Source organism: Stenotrophomonas sp. TEPEL, assembly GCF_004348785.1.
In the GTDB taxonomy this organism is placed as follows: domain Bacteria; phylum Pseudomonadota; class Gammaproteobacteria; order Xanthomonadales; family Xanthomonadaceae; genus Stenotrophomonas; species Stenotrophomonas indicatrix.
The window spans coordinates 2298849-2314674 of record NZ_QQXJ01000001.1; the positions used below are offsets into that span (position 1 = coordinate 2298849).

The window sequence follows — 15826 nt, forward strand, 5'->3', positions numbered from 1 at the left end:
CGCCGGGCATGGCCCGGCGCTACCGTTTACAGGGGGCCGTCCAGCAGGTCACGTACCCGGTAGCTGCCTGCCGCCCGGCCCTGCAGCTGGCGAGCGGCGAACAGCGCCCCGCGGGCAAAGATGTCGCGGTTGGTGGCCCTGTGCACCAGCTCGATGCGTTCGCCCAGGCCGGTGAACTGCACCAGATGCTCGCCGACGATGTCTCCGGCGCGCAGGCTGGCGTACTGCGGCTCGGCCCCGCCCCGCTGCGCCGCGGCACCCAGGGTCAACGCCGTGCCCGAGGGAGCGTCCTTTTTCTGCGTATGGTGCGATTCGACGATGTCGCAGTTCCAACCGGACAACGCCTGCGCTGCACGCTCGACCAGTTCGTCCAGCACCGCCACGCCCAGGCTGAAGTTCGACGCCCACACCAGCGGGATCTTCGCCGCCGCTGCTTCCAGTGCCTGGCGCTGCACACTGGAAATACCGGTGGTGCCCGATACCAGTCCCGCACCGCGCTCCACGCACAGTGCCAGCAGCGCATCGAAGCCCTCGGGCAGGCTGAAGTCGATCGCCACATCGAACACCGGCGCCCCCGGCAACTCGCTGGCCGCGAAGAACGGCACGCCGTCGATCACCCGCTGCGCCGGCGCGCGGCCGGTCACCGCAGCGACGATCTGCAGGGAATCAGGATGTTCGGCGGCCAGCCGCAACAGGGCCTGGCCCATGCGCCCGGAGGCGCCGTGAATAAGCAATCGCAGGGGAGTCTGGTTCATGCACGCAGGCTAGCGGCAGCACGCATGGTCCGGCAAGCACTGTCGCTGCTACGCTGCGTGCCCCTTCAAGCGCTGGCCCGCACCTCATGCATCTTTGCCAACCGCACGCGCCAAGCGCTGAGGCCGTCATGCCGCCTGCGCGGATGCAGGGCTGAAACGGTGCGCATTTCCGAAGTCGCGCGCCGTACCGGCGCCAGCGCCAAGGCCATCCGCCTGTACGAGGCACGCGGCCTGCTGCCGCCAGTGCCGCGCCTGAACCGCTACCGCGACTACAGCGAGCAGGACGTGGCCTGGGTGCAGCTGATCCGGCAGGCACTGGGGCTGGGCATTGGCCTGGCCGCCATTACCCGCCTGCAGCGCGGCGACGGCCAGTTGGACTGGCCAGCCGTGCTCGCCCTGCTGGAACGCCAGCGCACTGCGATTGCCGCCGAGCGCGAGCGGCTTGCCCGCGTCGAGGTCGAACTGCAGCAGTTGGCTGACGAACTGCGGCAATGGCTGCAGCAGGGCGATGGCACCTGCGTGCTGGTTCCTGCCGGCTGCCCTGACGTTTGACTCTGCCCTTGGGGCATAGCGCAACGTCGGTTGCTTTCCAGCCTCCGAGACTGCCGTGTCCCGTTCCATCCTGATCCTGCTTGGCCATCCCGACCGCGACAGCCTGTGCGGCGCCCTCGCCCAGCGCTACGCGACCGCCGCCCGCAACGCCGGCCACCGCGTGCACATGATCGCCCTGGGCGACCTTCAGTTCGACCCGGTGCTGCGCCACGGTTATCGCCAGATACAGCCACTGGAAACCGACCTGCAGGATGCAGCAGACGCGATCCAGGCCTGCGACCACCTGGTGCTGGTCTACCCGACGTGGTGGGGCGCGATGCCGGCACTGCTGAAGGGCTTCTTCGACCGCGTGCTGCTGCCGGGCTTCGCCTTCCGCTACCGGCGCGATTCGGTGTGGTGGGACCGGCTGCTGGCAGGCCGCAGCGCGCGGGTCATCACCACGCTGGATACGCCGCCCTGGTACTACCGCTGGATCTACCGCGATCCGGGCATCACCCAGATCCGGAGGACCATCCTGGAGTTCTGCGGCATACGCCCGGTACGGGTCAGCCGGCTGGGCCCGGTGCGCAGCAGCACGCCGCAACAGCGCGAACGCTGGCTTGCCTTGGCTGCGGAGTTGGGTGAGCGCGCACGTTGACGCATCGCGGCGAACCGGCCGCCTCACCCTGCCTGCAACGTAGATCCACCCCATGCGTGGATGATCAATTCCGACACCGCTGGAGCGCAGCACCGGGCTGGGTAGATCCACGCCATGCGTGGATGATCAATCGGCAGTGCGGACCAAGGTCCGCACCCACCAGGGCATCGCCCAGACGCCTCTCTAGTGCTGCTTCGGCGGCGTCGGTCCGCAGCTGTCGCAGCCACCGCAAGCCCCGCCACCGCCAGTGGCCGGCGGCGCGATCTTCCGGCCCAGCGCCTGCAGCCAGGCCGCACGACCCGGCCTCAGCAGCGCCAGCGCCAGCACACCGCGCAGTCTGCGCACGGTGGCGGGCGCCTGCTTCTTCAGCACCACCCATGCGCTGACCAGCACGGCCACCGCGATGATCAGGTACTGCACCAGCAGGCCGGCGTCCATCAGCCGCCTCCCAGTGCCACGGCCACCTGGTAGGTGATCAGCGCGGCCACGTACGCTGCGGCGAACAGGTAGAACGCCGCAAAGCCCATCTGCTTCCACGAGTTGGTCTCGCGCTTGATGGTGGCCAGCGTCGAGATGCACATCGGTGCGTAGATGAACCACACCAGCAGGGCCAGGCCGGTAGCCAGCGACCAGCCGTCGGCCACCACCGGCGACAGTGCCGAGATCGCCGCATCGTCATCGGCGGCCGACAGCGCATACACCGTCGCCAGCGAGGACACCGCTACTTCGCGCGCGGCCAGGCCCGGGATCAGCGCGATGCAGATCTGCCAGTTGAAGCCCAGCGGCGCGAAGATCGCCGTCATCGCGTGGCCGATCTGGCCGGCGTAGCTGTAGTCGATGGCCGGCATCGTGGCATCGGCGGGCGCGCCCGGGAACGACAGCAGGAACCACAGCAGGATGGTCAGCGCCAGGATGATGCCGCCGACGCGCTTGAGGAAGATCATGCCGCGCTCGTACAGGCCGACGGCGAGGTCGCGCGGATGCGGAATGCGGTACGACGGCAGCTCCAGCATCAGCGGATGCTCGCTCTTGTCGCGGCGCCACTTCTTCATCACCCACGACATCACCAGCGCGCTGAGGATGCCCGCCACGTACAGGCCGAACAGCACCAGGCCCTGCTGGTTGAAGATGCCGACCTTGCCGGCCGGAATGAACGCACCGATCAGCAGCGCATACACCGGCAGCCTTGCCGAGCAGGTCATCAGCGGTGCCACCAGGATCGTGGCCAGGCGATCACGCGGGTCCTGGATGCTGCGGGTGGCCATGATGCCCGGCACCGCGCAGGCGAAGCTGGACAGCAACGGGATGAACGACCGCCCCGACAGGCCGGCCGCCGCCATCATGCGGTCCAGCAGGAACGCAGCACGTGGCAGGTAACCGGATTCCTCCAGCGCCAGGATGAAGGCGAACAGGATCAGGATCTGCGGCAGGAACACCACCACGCCGCCCAGGCCGGCGATGATGCCGTCGGTCAGCAGGCTGGTCAGCGGGCCTGCCGGCAGCACGCTGGCGGCCAGTTCACCCAGCCAGGCAAAGCCGGCCTCGATGCCATCCATCAGCGGCGTCGCCCAGGCGAACACCGCCTGGAAGATCAGGAACATCACCACCACCAGCGTGATCAGGCCAAACACCGGATGCAGCAGCCAGCGGTCCAGCGTGTCGTCGATCTTGGCCGTCCGTGCCGGCATCCGCACGGCGGCGGCCAGGATCGCGCGCACCTGCGCGTGGTAGTCCGCGCCGCTCTCCACGCCGGCCAGTGGCGCATCCAGGTGCGGCACCATCCTATCCAGGCGTTCCACCAGTGCACGCGCGCCCTGCTTGCGCACCGCCACGGTTTCCACCACCGGCACACCGATCTGGCGCTCCAGCGCGGCCACATCGATCTGGATGCCGCGGCGCTGCGCGGCGTCGACCATGTTCAGGGCGATGATCATCGGCTTGCCCAGCTCGCGCAGCTCCAGGGCGAAGCGCAGGTGCAGCCGCAGGTTGGTGGCGTCGATCACGCACAGAAGGACGTCCGGTGCGGCCTCACCCGGGTAGAAACCCCGGCACAGGTCGCGGGTGATCGCCTCGTCCAGGCTGGCCGGCTGCAGGCTGTAGGCGCCCGGCAGGTCGAGCACGGCGAACTCGCGGCCGGACGGCGCACGCAGGCGGCCTTCCTTGCGCTCAACGGTGACGCCGGTGTAGTTGGCGACCTTCTGCCGGCTGCCGGTCAGCTGGTTGAACAGCGCGGTCTTGCCGCTGTTGGGGTTGCCGACCAGCGCGATGCGCAGCGGGGCGGCGGTTGCGGTGGCGCTCATGCACGTCCCTCCTGGCTGGCCGGGTCGATGACCACGCGCCGGGCCTCACTGATACGCAGCGCGAAACGGGTGAACCCGACCTGCACCAGCAGCGGCTCGCCACCCACCGGGCCTCGCGCCACCAGGCGCACTTCCTCGCCCTTGACAAAGCCCAGCTCGCGCAGGCGCCGGGCGATGGCATCGTTGGCATGCAGGTCCTGCACGGAATCGACCACGGCCGAGGCGTGCAGGGGCAGTTCGGACAGCGTCATCTAGCGTGTTCTCTGCTGGATGTAAATGGTTCTCGATTCTAACATTCCCGCGTCGCGTCATGGCCCATGACCAATGGCCCGCTATGATCCATACAGGTATGGAGCAACCCCCGGAATCCCATGAACGATGCTTTGCAGATCGAGCGCAACGGCGCTGTCCTGACCCTTTGGCTGAACCGGCCGGAGCTGCACAACGCCTTTGACGCCGGCCTGATCGCCCGGCTGACCGCAGCCCTGGAAGCGGCCGGCCGCGATGACACGGTGCGCACAGTGGTGGTGGCCGGCCACGGTGCCTCCTTCTCCGCCGGTGCCGACATGCAGTGGATGCGCGGCATGGCCTCCGCCAGCGAGGCCGACAACCGTGACGACGCCCTGGCCCTGGCCCGGCTGATGCGCACCCTGGACGAGCTGCCCAAGCCCACCCTCGCCCGCGTCCACGGCGCGGCCTTTGGTGGTGGTGTCGGCCTGGTGGCCTGCTGCGATATCGCCATCGCCACCAGCGCCGCCCGCTTCGGCCTGACCGAAAGCCGTCTGGGCCTGCTCCCTGCAGTGATCTCGCCCTATGTGATCGAGGCCATCGGCAGCCGCCAGTCCCGCCGCTGGTTCGCTACCGGCGAGCACTTCGACGCCGACACCGCCCTGCGTATCGGCCTGATCCACCAGCTGGTGGAGCCCGAACGCCTGGACGAGGCGGTGCAGCGACAGCTGGCCCTGCTCGACAAGGCCGGGCCGATCGCCTCGGCCTCGGCCAAGCTGCTGGTCCGGCAGGTTCGCGACGCCCATGACCGCGACAGCCTGGACCGCGACAATGCCGCCCTGATCGCCCGCCTGCGGGTATCGGCCGAAGGCCAGGAGGGCCTGGGTGCCTTCCTCGACAAACGCGCGCCGCACTGGGTCACGGAGGCCTGACATGCTCGACCATATCGGCTTGAACAGCAGCGACCTGCCGCGCAGCAGGGCCTTCTTCCTGCAGGCGCTGGCACCGCTGCAGATCGGCGTGGTGATGGAGGTCAGCGCCGAACAGACCGGCGCCCACGACCACGTGGGTTTCGGCAACCACGGCAAGCCGTTCTTCTGGCTGGGCAATGCAACGCCGCTCAGCCAGGGGGTGCACGTGGCCTTCGTCTGCGCCGAACGCGCCCAGGTTGATGCCTTCCACGCCGCCGCGCTGGCCGCAGGAGGTCGCGACAATGGTGCGCCCGGCCTGCGTCCCTGGTACCACCCGGACTATTACGCCGCCTTCGTGATCGACCCCGACGGCAACAACATCGAGGCGGTCTGCCACCTTCCCGGGTAGGTCCTTCCGCCACAACCAGGCGCAGGCGTGGCCGCTTGTGCGACCCGCCTGCGTATCTCATCTGGCAGCCTGGCGAAGACCGGGCCGCCCCCGTTTCCCAGGAACCGCCGTGACCCCAGCCGAATCCTGCCCGCCCCGCCCCGCTTTTCATGGGGGTGCGGCGATGAGCGATTTCGTCCGCATCGTCGAGGTTGGCCCGCGCGATGGGCTGCAGAACGAAAAACAGGCCGTGGCCACCGCCGACAAGATCGCCCTGATCGATCGCCTGTCGGCCACCGGCCTGCGCACCATCGAGGCCACCAGCTTCGTCAGCCCACGCTGGGTCCCGCAACTGGCCGATGCTGCCGAGGTCTATGCCCGCATCCAGCGCCGCCCCGGCATCGCCTATCCGGTGCTGGTGCCGAACGAACAGGGCTACGACCGTGCGCGCGCCGTCGGCGTGCAGGAAGTCGCGGTGTTCACCGCTGCATCGGAAGCCTTCAACCGCACCAACACCAACGCCGGCATCGATGAATCGCTGGCCCGCTTCGAGCCGATCCTGCGTCGTGCGGCCGCCGATGGCGTGCGCGTGCGCGGCTATGTGTCCACCGTGCTCGGCTGCCCCTACCAGGGCGAAGTGCCGCTGGCCGATGTGGTGCGCGTCGCCCGCGCCCTGCATCAGATGGGGTGCTATGAGATTTCGCTGGGCGACACCATCGGTGTCGGCACGCCGCGCAAGGCCCGCGCCATGCTGCAGGCGGTGGCTGCAGAGATCCCGATGAGCGCGCTGGCCGTGCACTTCCACGATACCTACGGCCAGGCCATCGCCAACATCGCCGCCTGCCTGGAAGAAGGCGTGCGGGTGGTTGACAGTGCGGTGTCCGGTGCCGGCGGCTGCCCGTACGCGAAGGGCGCCAGCGGCAACGTGGCCAGCGAGGACGTGGTGTACCTGCTGCAGGGCCTGGGCCTGGAGTGCGGGGTCGACCTGCCGTCGCTGGCCGAGACCGGCCGCTGGCTGGCCGGGCTGCTCGGCCGCGCGACCGCCAGCCGCGTCGGGCAGGCGCTGGCAGCGACATGAACGACAGCGGCCCGCGCGACTGTCCGGCCATCGGCGATGCACCCGCCGCAACCGACGACGCGCTGGCCGCTCTGGACGCGGCGTTGGCTGTTTCGCCGCCGCCAGCCCAGGCCAGGCTGCTGCGCCAGGCACGGCAGGCGCTGGCCGATGCGCAGCAGCGCGAACTGGATACCCAGGCACGCTATGCCGCGTTGTTCGACGCCGTGCCCGACCCGGTCAGCATCCTCAGCGCCGAAGGCGTGGTGCTGGACGTCAACCGCGCCGGCATCGTCGCCTACGACCGCCCGCGCGAAGACATCGTCGGCCAGCCGATCGAACTGCTCAATCCCGACCTGCCCAGCGACCATCTGCAACCGGTATGGGAAGCGCTGAACCGCGGCGACACCTACGTCATCGAAGTGACCAACATGCGCGGTGATGGCAGCCGCTTTCCGGTGGAGGTGCACTCGGCCGGTTTCCAGGACCGCGGCCAACCCTGCATCGTCGCCGTTGCCCGCGACCTGAGCGGGCGCTGGCGCGCAGAGTCGCGCTATCGCCTGTTGATGGAGTCGATCGACAAGGGCGTGATCCTGTTCGACCGCGACCTGCGCGTGCTGTCGGCCAACCCGGCCGCACATCGCATCCTCGGCCTCACCGGTGGCGGCGTGGGCTTGCACTCGCTGCTCGATCCCGAAGCGTGGATCATCGTCGACGAGCATGGCCACCCGTTGACCCAGTCACAGTGGCCGACCAGCCGCTGTTTCCAGGCCGGTCGGGTGATCCGCAGCACCATCATCGGCCTGTACCACCGCCCGCGCGGGCGCATGCTGTGGTTGTCCACCACCAACGTGCCGGTGTTCGGCAACGGCTGCGACCAGGCCGACCATGTCTATGCGATGTTCAGTGACATCACCGAACTGAAGCGCAACAACAGCTTGTTCGCGCGCGCACAGTCACTGGCCCATATCGGCGGCTGGGAGTGGGATCGCGGCCTGCAGCGCCTGTACCTTACCGATGAGGCGCGGCGCATCGTCGGCCAGCCGGCCGACCTGGAAGACATGCCCGACCTGCTGGACTGCCTGCGCAGCGACGACCGCGCCGCCCTGCAGCAGGCACTGGCCGACACCATCGAACACCGCAGCAGCTTCGGCCTGGAGCTGCAGGGCCAGCGCCGCGATGGCCACTCGTTCTGGATCCGGATGATCGGCGAGGTCCCGGCCGGTGATGTCGATGCCGCACGCATCACCGGCACCGTGCAGGACATCACCGAGCGCAAGCAGGCCGAGGAAACCCTGCGCGTGCAGGCCCGCACCGACCCGCTGACCGGAATCATGAACCGCGATGCGGTGCTGAGCGACCTCGGCGTGCGCATGCGCAGCCCCGGCCACGACCGCGTGGCGGTGCTGTACATCGACCTGGACCGCTTCAAGGTGGTCAACGACCTGCTCGGCCACAACGCCGGTGATGAACTGTTGATCGAAGCGACCCGGCGCATCGCCACCGCGATCGGCACCGAAGGCCTGCTTGCACGCTTTGGCGGCGATGAATTCCTGGTGATCTGCGACCTGCGCGACCAGCCGGACCAGGCCGAACAGCTGGCCGAGCGCATCACGGCGGCGTTCTCGGCACCGTTCCAGCTGGGCAGCGACGAGTTCCCGGTCACCGCCAGCATCGGCATCGCCCGCGCACCGCGCGACGGCGACCGGCCGCAGCAGCTGATCCAGAACGCCGACACGGCCATGTACGAATGCAAGCGCCGCACCCGCAACGGTTGGCAGGTATTCTCCCCGGAACTGGCACAGCGCCAGCATGACCGCCTGCAGATCGAGAGCCGGCTGCACAAGGCCCTCGATGGCGACGAGTTCCACCTGGTGTACCAGCCACAGGTCAACCTGCGCAGTGGCGCCACCATCGCCTGCGAGGCGTTGATGCGCTGGCACAACACCCAGCTGGGGCCGATGCGCCCGGACCTGTTCATCCGCCACGCCGAGCACACCGGCGACATCGTGCGCATCGGCCAGTGGGCGCTGCGCGAAGCCTGCCGGCAGGTACGGCAGTGGCAGGACGACGGGCTCGGCCTGGTGCGGGTGGCCGTCAACGTGTCCTGGCGCCAGTTCGTCGGTGAGGATCTCGCCCGCTGGGTGCGGCAGGTGCTTGACGAGTTCGGCCTGCCCGGCAGCGCGCTGGAGCTTGAGTTCACCGAGCGGGTGCTGATCGAGGATGCGCCGGACACCCTGCGCACTTTCGCCCGCCTCCGCGAAATGGGGGTGATGTTGACCATCGACGACTTCGGCGAAGGCTACAGCGCCCTGAACTACCTGCGGCGCCTGCCCATCCATGGGCTGAAGCTGAGCCAGCTGTTTGTCGAGGGAATTCCCGGCAACCGCTCGGATGTGGCGGTGTGCGAGGCGGTCTGCGCGATCGCGCGCAGCCTGGGCCTGGGCGTGGTTGCCGAAGGCGTGGAGACCGAGCCGCAACGGCAATGCCTGCTCGACCTGGGGGTGACCGTCGGCCAGGGCTTCCTGTTCGCCCATGGCCTGCCCGCCGCCGACTTCGAGCGTCGCCTGCGCCGCGCCCGCGAACTGGGCTGAGGCCGGCGGCGCAGTGCACAACGGCGGCTGCCGTCGCTTCCGTTAGAATCGGCGGTTCTTGAACCTGCAGGACCGTGCAATGCAGCTGTCTTCCGTACGTGCCGTGATCACTGGCGGCGTCTCCGGCCTCGGCCTGGCCGTGGCCCAGCACCTGGTTGCCGAGGGCGGCAAGGTCGCCCTGTTCGACCTCAACGACGCCAAGGGCGCGGCCGCTGTTGCCGGCCTGGGGCAGGACAACGCCCGCTATTTCAACGTCAACGTCAGTGATGAAGCGTCCGTGGCGGCGGCCATCGACCAGGCCTGCGATTTCCTCGGCGGCTTGAATGTCGCCATGAACTGCGCCGGCATCCTCGGCGCTGGCCGCGTGCTGGGCAAGGAAGGCCCGATGCCGCTGGCCGCGTTCCAGGGCACGGTGATGGTCAACCTGGTCGGCAGCTTCAACGTCGCCAAGGCCGCAGCCAACCGCATGCAGCACAACGAGGCCGGCGTCGACGGCGAGCGCGGCGTCATCATCAACACCGCCAGCGTTGCCGCCTACGAAGGCCAGATCGGCCAGGCCGCCTACTCCGCCTCCAAGGGCGGCGTGGTGGCGATGACCCTGCCGATGGCCCGCGAGCTGTCGCGCTTCGGCATACGCGTCAACACCATCGCGCCGGGCGTGTTCTGGACGCCGATGGTCGATGGCATGCCCGAAGCCGTGCAGGAATCGCTGGCCGCCTCGATCCCGTTCCCGTCGCGCCTGGGCAAGCCGGAAGACTTCGCCAGCCTGGTCGGCCACATCCTCGGCAACACCTACATCAACGGCGAGACCATCCGCCTGGACGGCGCCACCCGGCTCGCTCCGAAGTGATTCCCCCCGGGCGCCGGGACGGCGCCCTCCCCCAACGACCAACATCATCATGAAAGCCAACGACATCAAGAAGGGCAACGTCGTCGAGTTCAACAACGGCGTCTACCAGATCCGCGACATCGAGCGCAGCTCGCCGCAGGGTCGCGGCGGCAACGTCCGCTTCCGCTTCATCATGTACAGCGTGCCGGGCGGCAACAAGCTCGACGCCAGCTTCGATGCCGACGACAACCTGGTCGAAGTCGAACTGCTGCGCCGCCAGTCCACCTACTCGTACAAGGACGGCGATGCGTTCGTGTTCCTGGACGACGAGGACTACACCCCCTACACCCTGGACGCGGACGTGATCGGCGATGACGCCGGCTACATCACCGACGGCCTGACCGGCATCTATGTGCAGGTGATCGATGAGCAGCCGGTGGCCATCCAGCTGCCGGCCTCGGTGGTGCTGGAAGTGGTCGAGACGCCGCCGGAACTGAAGGGCGGCACCGCCACCAAGCGCCCGAAGCCGGCCAAGCTCAACACCGGCATCGAGATCATGGTGCCGGAGTACATCGTCAACGGCGAGCGTGTGCTGGTGAACACCGCCACCGGCGAATTTGCTGGCCGCGCCGATTAACCGCGCTGCGCTGATCGCCTTCCTGTCCCTGCTCGTGGCGTGCTCGCCGCGGGCAGCGGACAGCACCGGTGACGTCGCGGCGGACGCGCAGCCCCCAGCAGCGGACACCGCTGCCGCTGCGGTTGCACCGGCTGCAGATGAAGCAGACGCTGCGGCGACGCTGGCAGGTGGCCCCGACGAGGAGCAGCAGGCGCGGGCTGCCGCCGGTTGCAGCGTCCCCGACGACGTCGCTTTCGTGCAGGACATCCGCATCTACTGCGGCATGCCGGCCGATGTGCAGGCCTTCATCGCACGGGAGAACAGCTGCCAGCATTTTGCCGGCGAAGAACCCTACGGCGACGCCCGTCGTCGCGAACTGGAGGCCGCCATCGCCAGGTTCTGCGACGGTCGAGAGAAGATCTTTGCCGGCCTGGTGGCCCGCCATCGCGATGACTGCGCGATCCGGCAGGCGTTGATCGGTGTGAACCTGCGCTACGACCTGTCCCCCGATCTGGATCTGAAGCCCTGCGAGGGCTGACGCAGAAAAGGGGACGGAGGGGATGACGTCGTTCATGGCACAAACGAAGTAATCCCCTCCGTCCCCTTTTCGTCATTTGCCGCCGAAGTTGCCACAACCGTGGTATTGGCGCGTGCCTACGGCCAGCATCGCCTTGGCCTCGAATGTCTCGCCACTCATGCTGTCCTGGCAGGTGGTGCGCTGGAAGCTCAGCTTGATGTCGGTGCCATCCGCCGCCTTGCCAACCCAGCCATCTGCGCCCTCGGTCGGTTTGGCGACGGTGAAACGGCGCTCGCCGTAATCCACATCCACCTGCAGGCCCGGCGCATCACCATCGACGACGGCCAGCCAGCCCGGCTCGTTGCCGGTGGCGCGGAACGCCGCGTTACCGGCACTGCCATCGCCCTCGGTCGCTTCCACCGCGCTGCATTCACGGTCCGCCTCGCCCTTCAGGCTGAGCAGCGCTTCGTCACTGCCACGGGTCCAGAAGCTGTTGCCCTTGCCGTCGCCATACTTCGCACCGGAGGCCGCACGTTCGGAGGACATCGCGAAACTGCGCCCGCCAATCACTACCGTCGCTGCGTCCCCTCCGTTGAAGGTCGCGCGCACATCAAGGTCGCCGCAGCGATAGAGGGTTTCGTTGCCGCCGCCACTGCCGCCGCGATCCGCAGCGGCGGCCACCGGTGCCGGTGCCGGCGTTGCGGTCGCCTCGCCCGCATTACTGGCGGCCGGCGTCTGGGCCGGCAGGCAGGCGCTCAGCGCAAGGCCGAGGGAGGCAGCCAACAGACTGGGAGTTACACGCATGGCTCGACTCCTTGTCGAAACTACAGAGACCTTGGACCCTACCATCTGCACGCAAACGGGGCCTGAAAGCCACATGACCCTGTTCAGCCTGCCAGCACCGCCATCGACAGCAGCTGCGCGCCGCTGGCACTGGAAGCGCTTGTCCAGACGCGCAACAAGCGCAAGCGCTGCACGTGTTCGCGTCCCCGCCAATACACATGCAGCTGAACATCGCCGGACAACAACGCCAGCCGACCACACAGCAGCGTTTCAACTGCATGCACCTGCAGCGCAAGAATCTGCAGGCGCCCTTGCTGCCAGTCCCTCAGCCAAGGCAGGTCGAGCATCCGGCCGCCCTGCCCGTCCATCATGAACAACACCGGTGACAGCAGCGCAGTGGCTTCGCCACGGTCGCCGTCCAGCAGCGCATCCCGCAGCTGCTGCTCCAACACGCGCAGCTGCGCCTCGTACAGGCCCTCAGGGTTCCTGCTTTCCATCCACCTGCTTTCCATCCACGCTCCCTCCCGGCGTCGGCTGGCGTCGGCGCAGGCGCTGCGCAAGCCACTGCTGCGCCCCCTGCACCACCACATAGAACACCGGCACGAAGAACACGGCCAACACGGTCGCACTGACCATGCCGCCGAACACACCGGTACCGATGGCCTGTTGCGTTTCCTTTGAAGCCCCCTGCGCCAGCATCAGCGGCACCACGCCCAGCGCGAACGCCAGCGAGGTCATCACGATCGGTCGCAACCGAAGGCGTGCCGCTTCGATGGTCGCCTCGACCAGACCGCGTCCCTGCTGTTGCAGTTGGCGGGCGAACTCGACGATCAGGATCGCGTTCTTCGCCGAAAGTCCGATCACCGTGATCATGCCGACCTTGAAGAACACGTCATTGGGCATCCCGCGCAGCAACACCGCAGCAACAGCGCCGAGCAGGCCCAACGGCACCACCAGCATCACCGCCAGCGGGATCGACCAGCTCTCGTACAGTGCCGCCAGCACCAGGAACACCACCAGCATCGACAGCAGCAGCAACCACGGCGCCTGGGCACCCGACTCACGCTCCTGCAGCGACTGGCTGGTCCGCTGCAGGGCAAAACCCGCTGGCAGCTGCTCGGCAAGGCGCTCCATCTCGACCATCGCCTGGCCGGTGGACACCCCGCCGGCAGGTGCGCCGGACAGATTCAATGCCGGGAACCCCAGGTAGCGCTGCAGCTGCAGCGGCGCCTCGGTCCAGTGTGGCGTGACCAGTTCGGACAGCGCCACCATGCCGCCCTCGCTGTTGCGGACATACAGCTTCAGCACGTCTTCCAGCTCCATCCGGTGCGGCGCATCGGCCTGCATGATCACCTGCTGCATGCGCCCGCGATTGGGAAAATCGTTGACGTACTGCGAGCCCATCGCCGCCGACAACGTCGCACTGATGTCGGTGAACGCCACGCCCATCGCTTCGGCTTTGGCGCGATCGATGTCCAAGCGCACATTGCTGCCCGCAGGCAGGCCATCGGCGTGCACTTCGGCCAGCAACGGACTTGCCTCTGCAAGCTTCAACAGCTGCTGCAGGGCAGCGCGCAGCTCCGCCTGGCCCTGTCCGGTACGCGCCTGCAGCGCCAGCGAGAAGCCGGAGGAACGGCCAAGGCTGTCGATGGCCGGCGGCATCACGCTCATCACCTCGCCTTCCGGGACCGTTGCCATGGCCTGCTGCGCCGCCTTCACCTCGTCCGATGCGGTGCTGCCGCCGCGTTCACCCCAGTCCTTCAACATGGTGTAGGTCAGCGCCGCACTTGGGCCGGAACCGGAGAAGCTGTAGCCGAGGATGGCCTGGTTGGACGCGATCGCCGGCCGCGAGGCGACATGCCGTTCGTAGGCTTCGACCACCGCCAGCGTACGCTCAGCGGTTGCTTCGGCCGGCAGCTGGATGGAAGTCATGAAATAGCCCTGGTCCTCTTCCGGCAGGAACGCACCCGGCAACCAATGCAGGCCGATCAACAGTGCCACCAGCAAGGCAGCGAACAGGCCCATCACCCGGCCACTGCGCCGCAGTACGGCCGCCACGTCCTGCTGGTAACGCCCGGTCATCCGCTCGAAGCCACGGTTGAACGCACCGAACACGCCGCCGCGGCCATGGTGGCCACGCGTGCCCTGCCGCAGCAGCGTCGCGCAGAGCGCCGGGGTCAGGCTCAGCGCCAGCAGTGCCGAGAACAGGATGGACACCGACATCGCCACGCTGAACTGGCGGTAGATCGCACCAACCGAACCACTGGCCAGCGCCATCGGGATGAACACCGCCGTCAGCACCAGGGTGATGCCGATCACCGCACCGGTCAGCTCACGCATCGCCTTGATCGTGGCCTCGCGCGGCGGCAGCCCCTCTTCGGCCATGATCCGCTCCACGCCCTCGACCACCACGATCGCGTCGTCAACAATGATGCCGATCGCCAGCACCATGCCGAACATGGTCAATACGTTGATCGAGAACCCCAGCGCCAGCATCACCGCGAAGGTGCCCAGCAGCGCGATCGGCGCGACCAGGGCGGGGATCAGCGTATAGCGCCAGTTCTGCAGGAACAGGTACATCACTGCAAACACCAGCAGCATCGCCTCGATCAGGGTCTGCAGCACCTTCTGGATCGATACTTTCACGAAGGGCGCGGTATCGAACGGGATGCTGGATTCGACACCGTGCGGCAGCAGCGGCTGCAGGTCGGCCATGCGTTCGCGCACCGCCGTGGCGGTACGCACCGCATTCGCACCGGGGCGCAGCTGCACGCCGGCGGCCGTCGCCGGATAACCATCTTCGCGCGTGCCCCAGGCATAGCTCTGCGCGCCCAGTTCGACCCGGGCAACGTCGCCAAGCAGCACGCGCGAACCATCGGCACCGGCGCGCAGCACGATCGCCGCGAACTGTTCGGGCGTGGACAGCTGGCCCTCGGCACTCAAGGGCACGGTGATGCGCTGGCCGGGAACACCGGGCGAATCGCCGATGCGGCCCGGCGAGATCTCCAGGTTCTGCTGCTCGATCGCGCTGGCGACATCGCCCATGGTCAGGCCGTAGCCGGTCAGGCGGGTGGGGTCCAGCCAGATCCGCATCGCCTGTTCGGCACCGAACAGCTGCACGCGGCCGACGCCGTCGATGCGCCGCAGCTCCTCGATGATGTTGCGCGCCATGAAATCGCCCAGCGCCGCTTCGCTGACACTGCCATCGGGTGAGCGCAGGCCCACCAGCATCAGGAACCCGGAGTCGGCCGCCTCCACGAACAGGCCGTTCTGGCGCACGCTGCGCGGCAGGCGCGGCTCGATCGCCTTGATCCGGTTCTGCACGTCCACCTGCGCCAGCTCAGGATCGGTGCCGGGCTTGAAGGTGGCGGTGATCGACGCTTCACCGGAGGTGTCCACCGACGATTCGAAGTACAGCAGATGCTTGACGCTGGACAGCTCGCGCTCGATCAGGCCAACCACCGCATCATTCAATGTCTGCGGGCTGGCGCCGGGATAGCTGGCATAGATGCTGACGCTGGGCGGTGCGACCGCCGGGTAGCGCTCGACCGCCAGCCGCGGAATGGCCAGCACGCCGGCCAGGATGACGAAGATCGCCAGCACCCAGGCAAATACCGGGCGATCGATGAAGAAACGGGCCATGTCGTAGGTTCCTGGAAGGG

The 15826-nt window shown here is 68.0% G+C and carries 16 protein-coding genes; 9 read left to right on the plus strand and 7 right to left on the minus strand.

The window, feature by feature from the left end; genetic code table 11:
- Positions 1-26: 26 nt before the first annotated feature.
- Positions 27-755 (minus strand): 4-hydroxy-tetrahydrodipicolinate reductase, encoded by a 729-nt coding sequence (gene dapB, locus TEP_RS10330; RefSeq protein WP_132825221.1) that lies wholly within the window; start codon positions 753-755, stop codon positions 27-29.
- A 159-nt stretch (positions 756-914) separates the two neighbouring features.
- Between dapB and TEP_RS10340 the strand changes: the two genes are divergently transcribed.
- A complete protein-coding gene (locus TEP_RS10340) occupies positions 915-1307 on the plus strand; it encodes a MerR family transcriptional regulator (protein ID WP_132826505.1) in 393 nt (130 codons plus the stop codon).
- A 55-nt stretch (positions 1308-1362) separates the two neighbouring features.
- Positions 1363-1944 carry an NAD(P)H-dependent oxidoreductase gene (locus tag TEP_RS10345; protein WP_132825222.1) on the plus strand — a complete coding sequence of 194 codons (582 nt, stop codon included), beginning with the start codon at positions 1363-1365 and terminating at the stop codon, positions 1942-1944.
- 183 nt (positions 1945-2127) lie between these two features.
- On the opposite strand, the gene TEP_RS10350 is transcribed toward TEP_RS10345, so the two are convergent.
- The 3 genes from TEP_RS10350 to TEP_RS10360 are packed head-to-tail and all read right to left on the minus strand — an operon-like array spanning position 2128 to position 4495.
- On the minus strand, positions 2128-2382 hold the full coding sequence (locus TEP_RS10350) for a DUF6587 family protein (protein ID WP_132825223.1): 255 nt from the start codon (positions 2380-2382) through the stop codon (positions 2128-2130).
- Entirely contained in the window at positions 2382-4244 is a 1863-nt protein-coding gene (gene feoB, locus TEP_RS10355; protein WP_132825224.1) for a ferrous iron transport protein B, read from the minus strand. The genes TEP_RS10350 and feoB overlap by 1 nt, the downstream gene beginning before the upstream one ends.
- Positions 4241-4495 (minus strand): FeoA family protein, encoded by a 255-nt coding sequence (locus tag TEP_RS10360; RefSeq protein ID WP_025874743.1) that lies wholly within the window; start codon positions 4493-4495, stop codon positions 4241-4243. Before TEP_RS10360 ends, feoB begins: the two co-directional genes overlap by 4 nt.
- Positions 4496-4615: 120 nt before the next feature.
- Between TEP_RS10360 and TEP_RS10365 the strand changes: the two genes are divergently transcribed.
- From TEP_RS10365 to TEP_RS10395, 7 genes are all read left to right on the plus strand, one after another.
- The gene (locus tag TEP_RS10365; RefSeq protein WP_033831003.1) at positions 4616-5404 is read left to right on the plus strand and encodes an enoyl-CoA hydratase-related protein; all 789 of its coding nucleotides are present in this window, start codon (positions 4616-4618) and stop codon (positions 5402-5404) included.
- Between the two features lies 1 nt (position 5405).
- A complete protein-coding gene (locus TEP_RS10370; protein ID WP_132825225.1) occupies positions 5406-5792 on the plus strand; it encodes a VOC family protein in 387 nt (128 codons plus the stop codon).
- A 163-nt stretch (positions 5793-5955) separates the two neighbouring features.
- Positions 5956-6849 (plus strand): hydroxymethylglutaryl-CoA lyase, encoded by an 894-nt coding sequence (locus tag TEP_RS10375; protein WP_132825226.1) that lies wholly within the window; start codon positions 5956-5958, stop codon positions 6847-6849.
- On the plus strand, positions 6846-9419 hold the full coding sequence (locus TEP_RS10380) for an EAL domain-containing protein (protein WP_132825227.1): 2574 nt from the start codon (positions 6846-6848) through the stop codon (positions 9417-9419). The genes TEP_RS10375 and TEP_RS10380 overlap by 4 nt, the downstream gene beginning before the upstream one ends.
- Positions 9420-9498: 79 nt before the next feature.
- Complete coding sequence (locus tag TEP_RS10385) at positions 9499-10269, plus strand: SDR family NAD(P)-dependent oxidoreductase (protein WP_132825228.1); 771 nt, start codon at positions 9499-9501, stop codon at positions 10267-10269.
- A 49-nt stretch (positions 10270-10318) separates the two neighbouring features.
- Positions 10319-10885: an elongation factor P-like protein YeiP gene (gene yeiP / locus TEP_RS10390; RefSeq protein ID WP_132825229.1), complete on the plus strand. Its 567-nt coding sequence runs from the start codon at positions 10319-10321 to the stop codon at positions 10883-10885.
- A complete protein-coding gene (locus tag TEP_RS10395; protein WP_240790685.1) occupies positions 10866-11402 on the plus strand; it encodes a hypothetical protein in 537 nt (178 codons plus the stop codon). The genes yeiP and TEP_RS10395 overlap by 20 nt, the downstream gene beginning before the upstream one ends.
- Before the next feature lie 72 nt (positions 11403-11474).
- On the opposite strand, the gene TEP_RS10400 is transcribed toward TEP_RS10395, so the two are convergent.
- The 3 genes from TEP_RS10400 to TEP_RS10410 all read right to left on the minus strand — a co-directional run bounded on the left by TEP_RS10400 (position 11475) and on the right by TEP_RS10410 (position 15806).
- Positions 11475-12185 (minus strand): MliC family protein, encoded by a 711-nt coding sequence (locus tag TEP_RS10400; RefSeq protein ID WP_132825230.1) that lies wholly within the window; start codon positions 12183-12185, stop codon positions 11475-11477.
- Positions 12186-12268: 83 nt separating this feature from the next.
- Positions 12269-12661, minus strand: a complete 393-nt coding sequence (locus TEP_RS10405; protein ID WP_132825231.1) for a nuclear transport factor 2 family protein — start codon at positions 12659-12661, stop codon at positions 12269-12271.
- Positions 12642-15806 (minus strand): multidrug efflux RND transporter permease subunit, encoded by a 3165-nt coding sequence (locus TEP_RS10410; protein ID WP_132825232.1) that lies wholly within the window; start codon positions 15804-15806, stop codon positions 12642-12644. The genes TEP_RS10405 and TEP_RS10410 overlap by 20 nt, the downstream gene beginning before the upstream one ends.
- Positions 15807-15826 lie beyond the last annotated feature (20 nt).

Bases quoted from the DNA above. Each gene is read 5' to 3' on its own strand.
- dapB (WP_132825221.1), bottom strand. From the start codon at position 755: ATGAACCAGACTCCCCTGCGATTGCTTATTCACGGCGCCTCCGGGCGC.
- TEP_RS10350 (WP_132825223.1), bottom strand. From the start codon at position 2,382: ATGGACGCCGGCCTGCTGGTGCAGTACCTGATCATCGCGGTGGCCGTG.
- feoB (WP_132825224.1), bottom strand. From the start codon at position 4,244: ATGAGCGCCACCGCAACCGCCGCCCCGCTGCGCATCGCGCTGGTCGGC.
- TEP_RS10360 (WP_025874743.1), bottom strand. From the start codon at position 4,495: ATGACGCTGTCCGAACTGCCCCTGCACGCCTCGGCCGTGGTCGATTCC.
- TEP_RS10365 (WP_033831003.1), top strand. From the start codon at position 4,616: ATGAACGATGCTTTGCAGATCGAGCGCAACGGCGCTGTCCTGACCCTT.
- TEP_RS10370 (WP_132825225.1), top strand. From the start codon at position 5,406: ATGCTCGACCATATCGGCTTGAACAGCAGCGACCTGCCGCGCAGCAGG.
- TEP_RS10375 (WP_132825226.1), top strand. From the start codon at position 5,956: ATGAGCGATTTCGTCCGCATCGTCGAGGTTGGCCCGCGCGATGGGCTG.
- TEP_RS10380 (WP_132825227.1), top strand. From the start codon at position 6,846: ATGAACGACAGCGGCCCGCGCGACTGTCCGGCCATCGGCGATGCACCC.
- TEP_RS10385 (WP_132825228.1), top strand. From the start codon at position 9,499: ATGCAGCTGTCTTCCGTACGTGCCGTGATCACTGGCGGCGTCTCCGGC.
- yeiP (WP_132825229.1), top strand. From the start codon at position 10,319: ATGAAAGCCAACGACATCAAGAAGGGCAACGTCGTCGAGTTCAACAAC.
- TEP_RS10400 (WP_132825230.1), bottom strand. From the start codon at position 12,185: ATGCGTGTAACTCCCAGTCTGTTGGCTGCCTCCCTCGGCCTTGCGCTG.
- TEP_RS10405 (WP_132825231.1), bottom strand. From the start codon at position 12,661: ATGGAAAGCAGGAACCCTGAGGGCCTGTACGAGGCGCAGCTGCGCGTG.
- TEP_RS10410 (WP_132825232.1), bottom strand. From the start codon at position 15,806: ATGGCCCGTTTCTTCATCGATCGCCCGGTATTTGCCTGGGTGCTGGCG.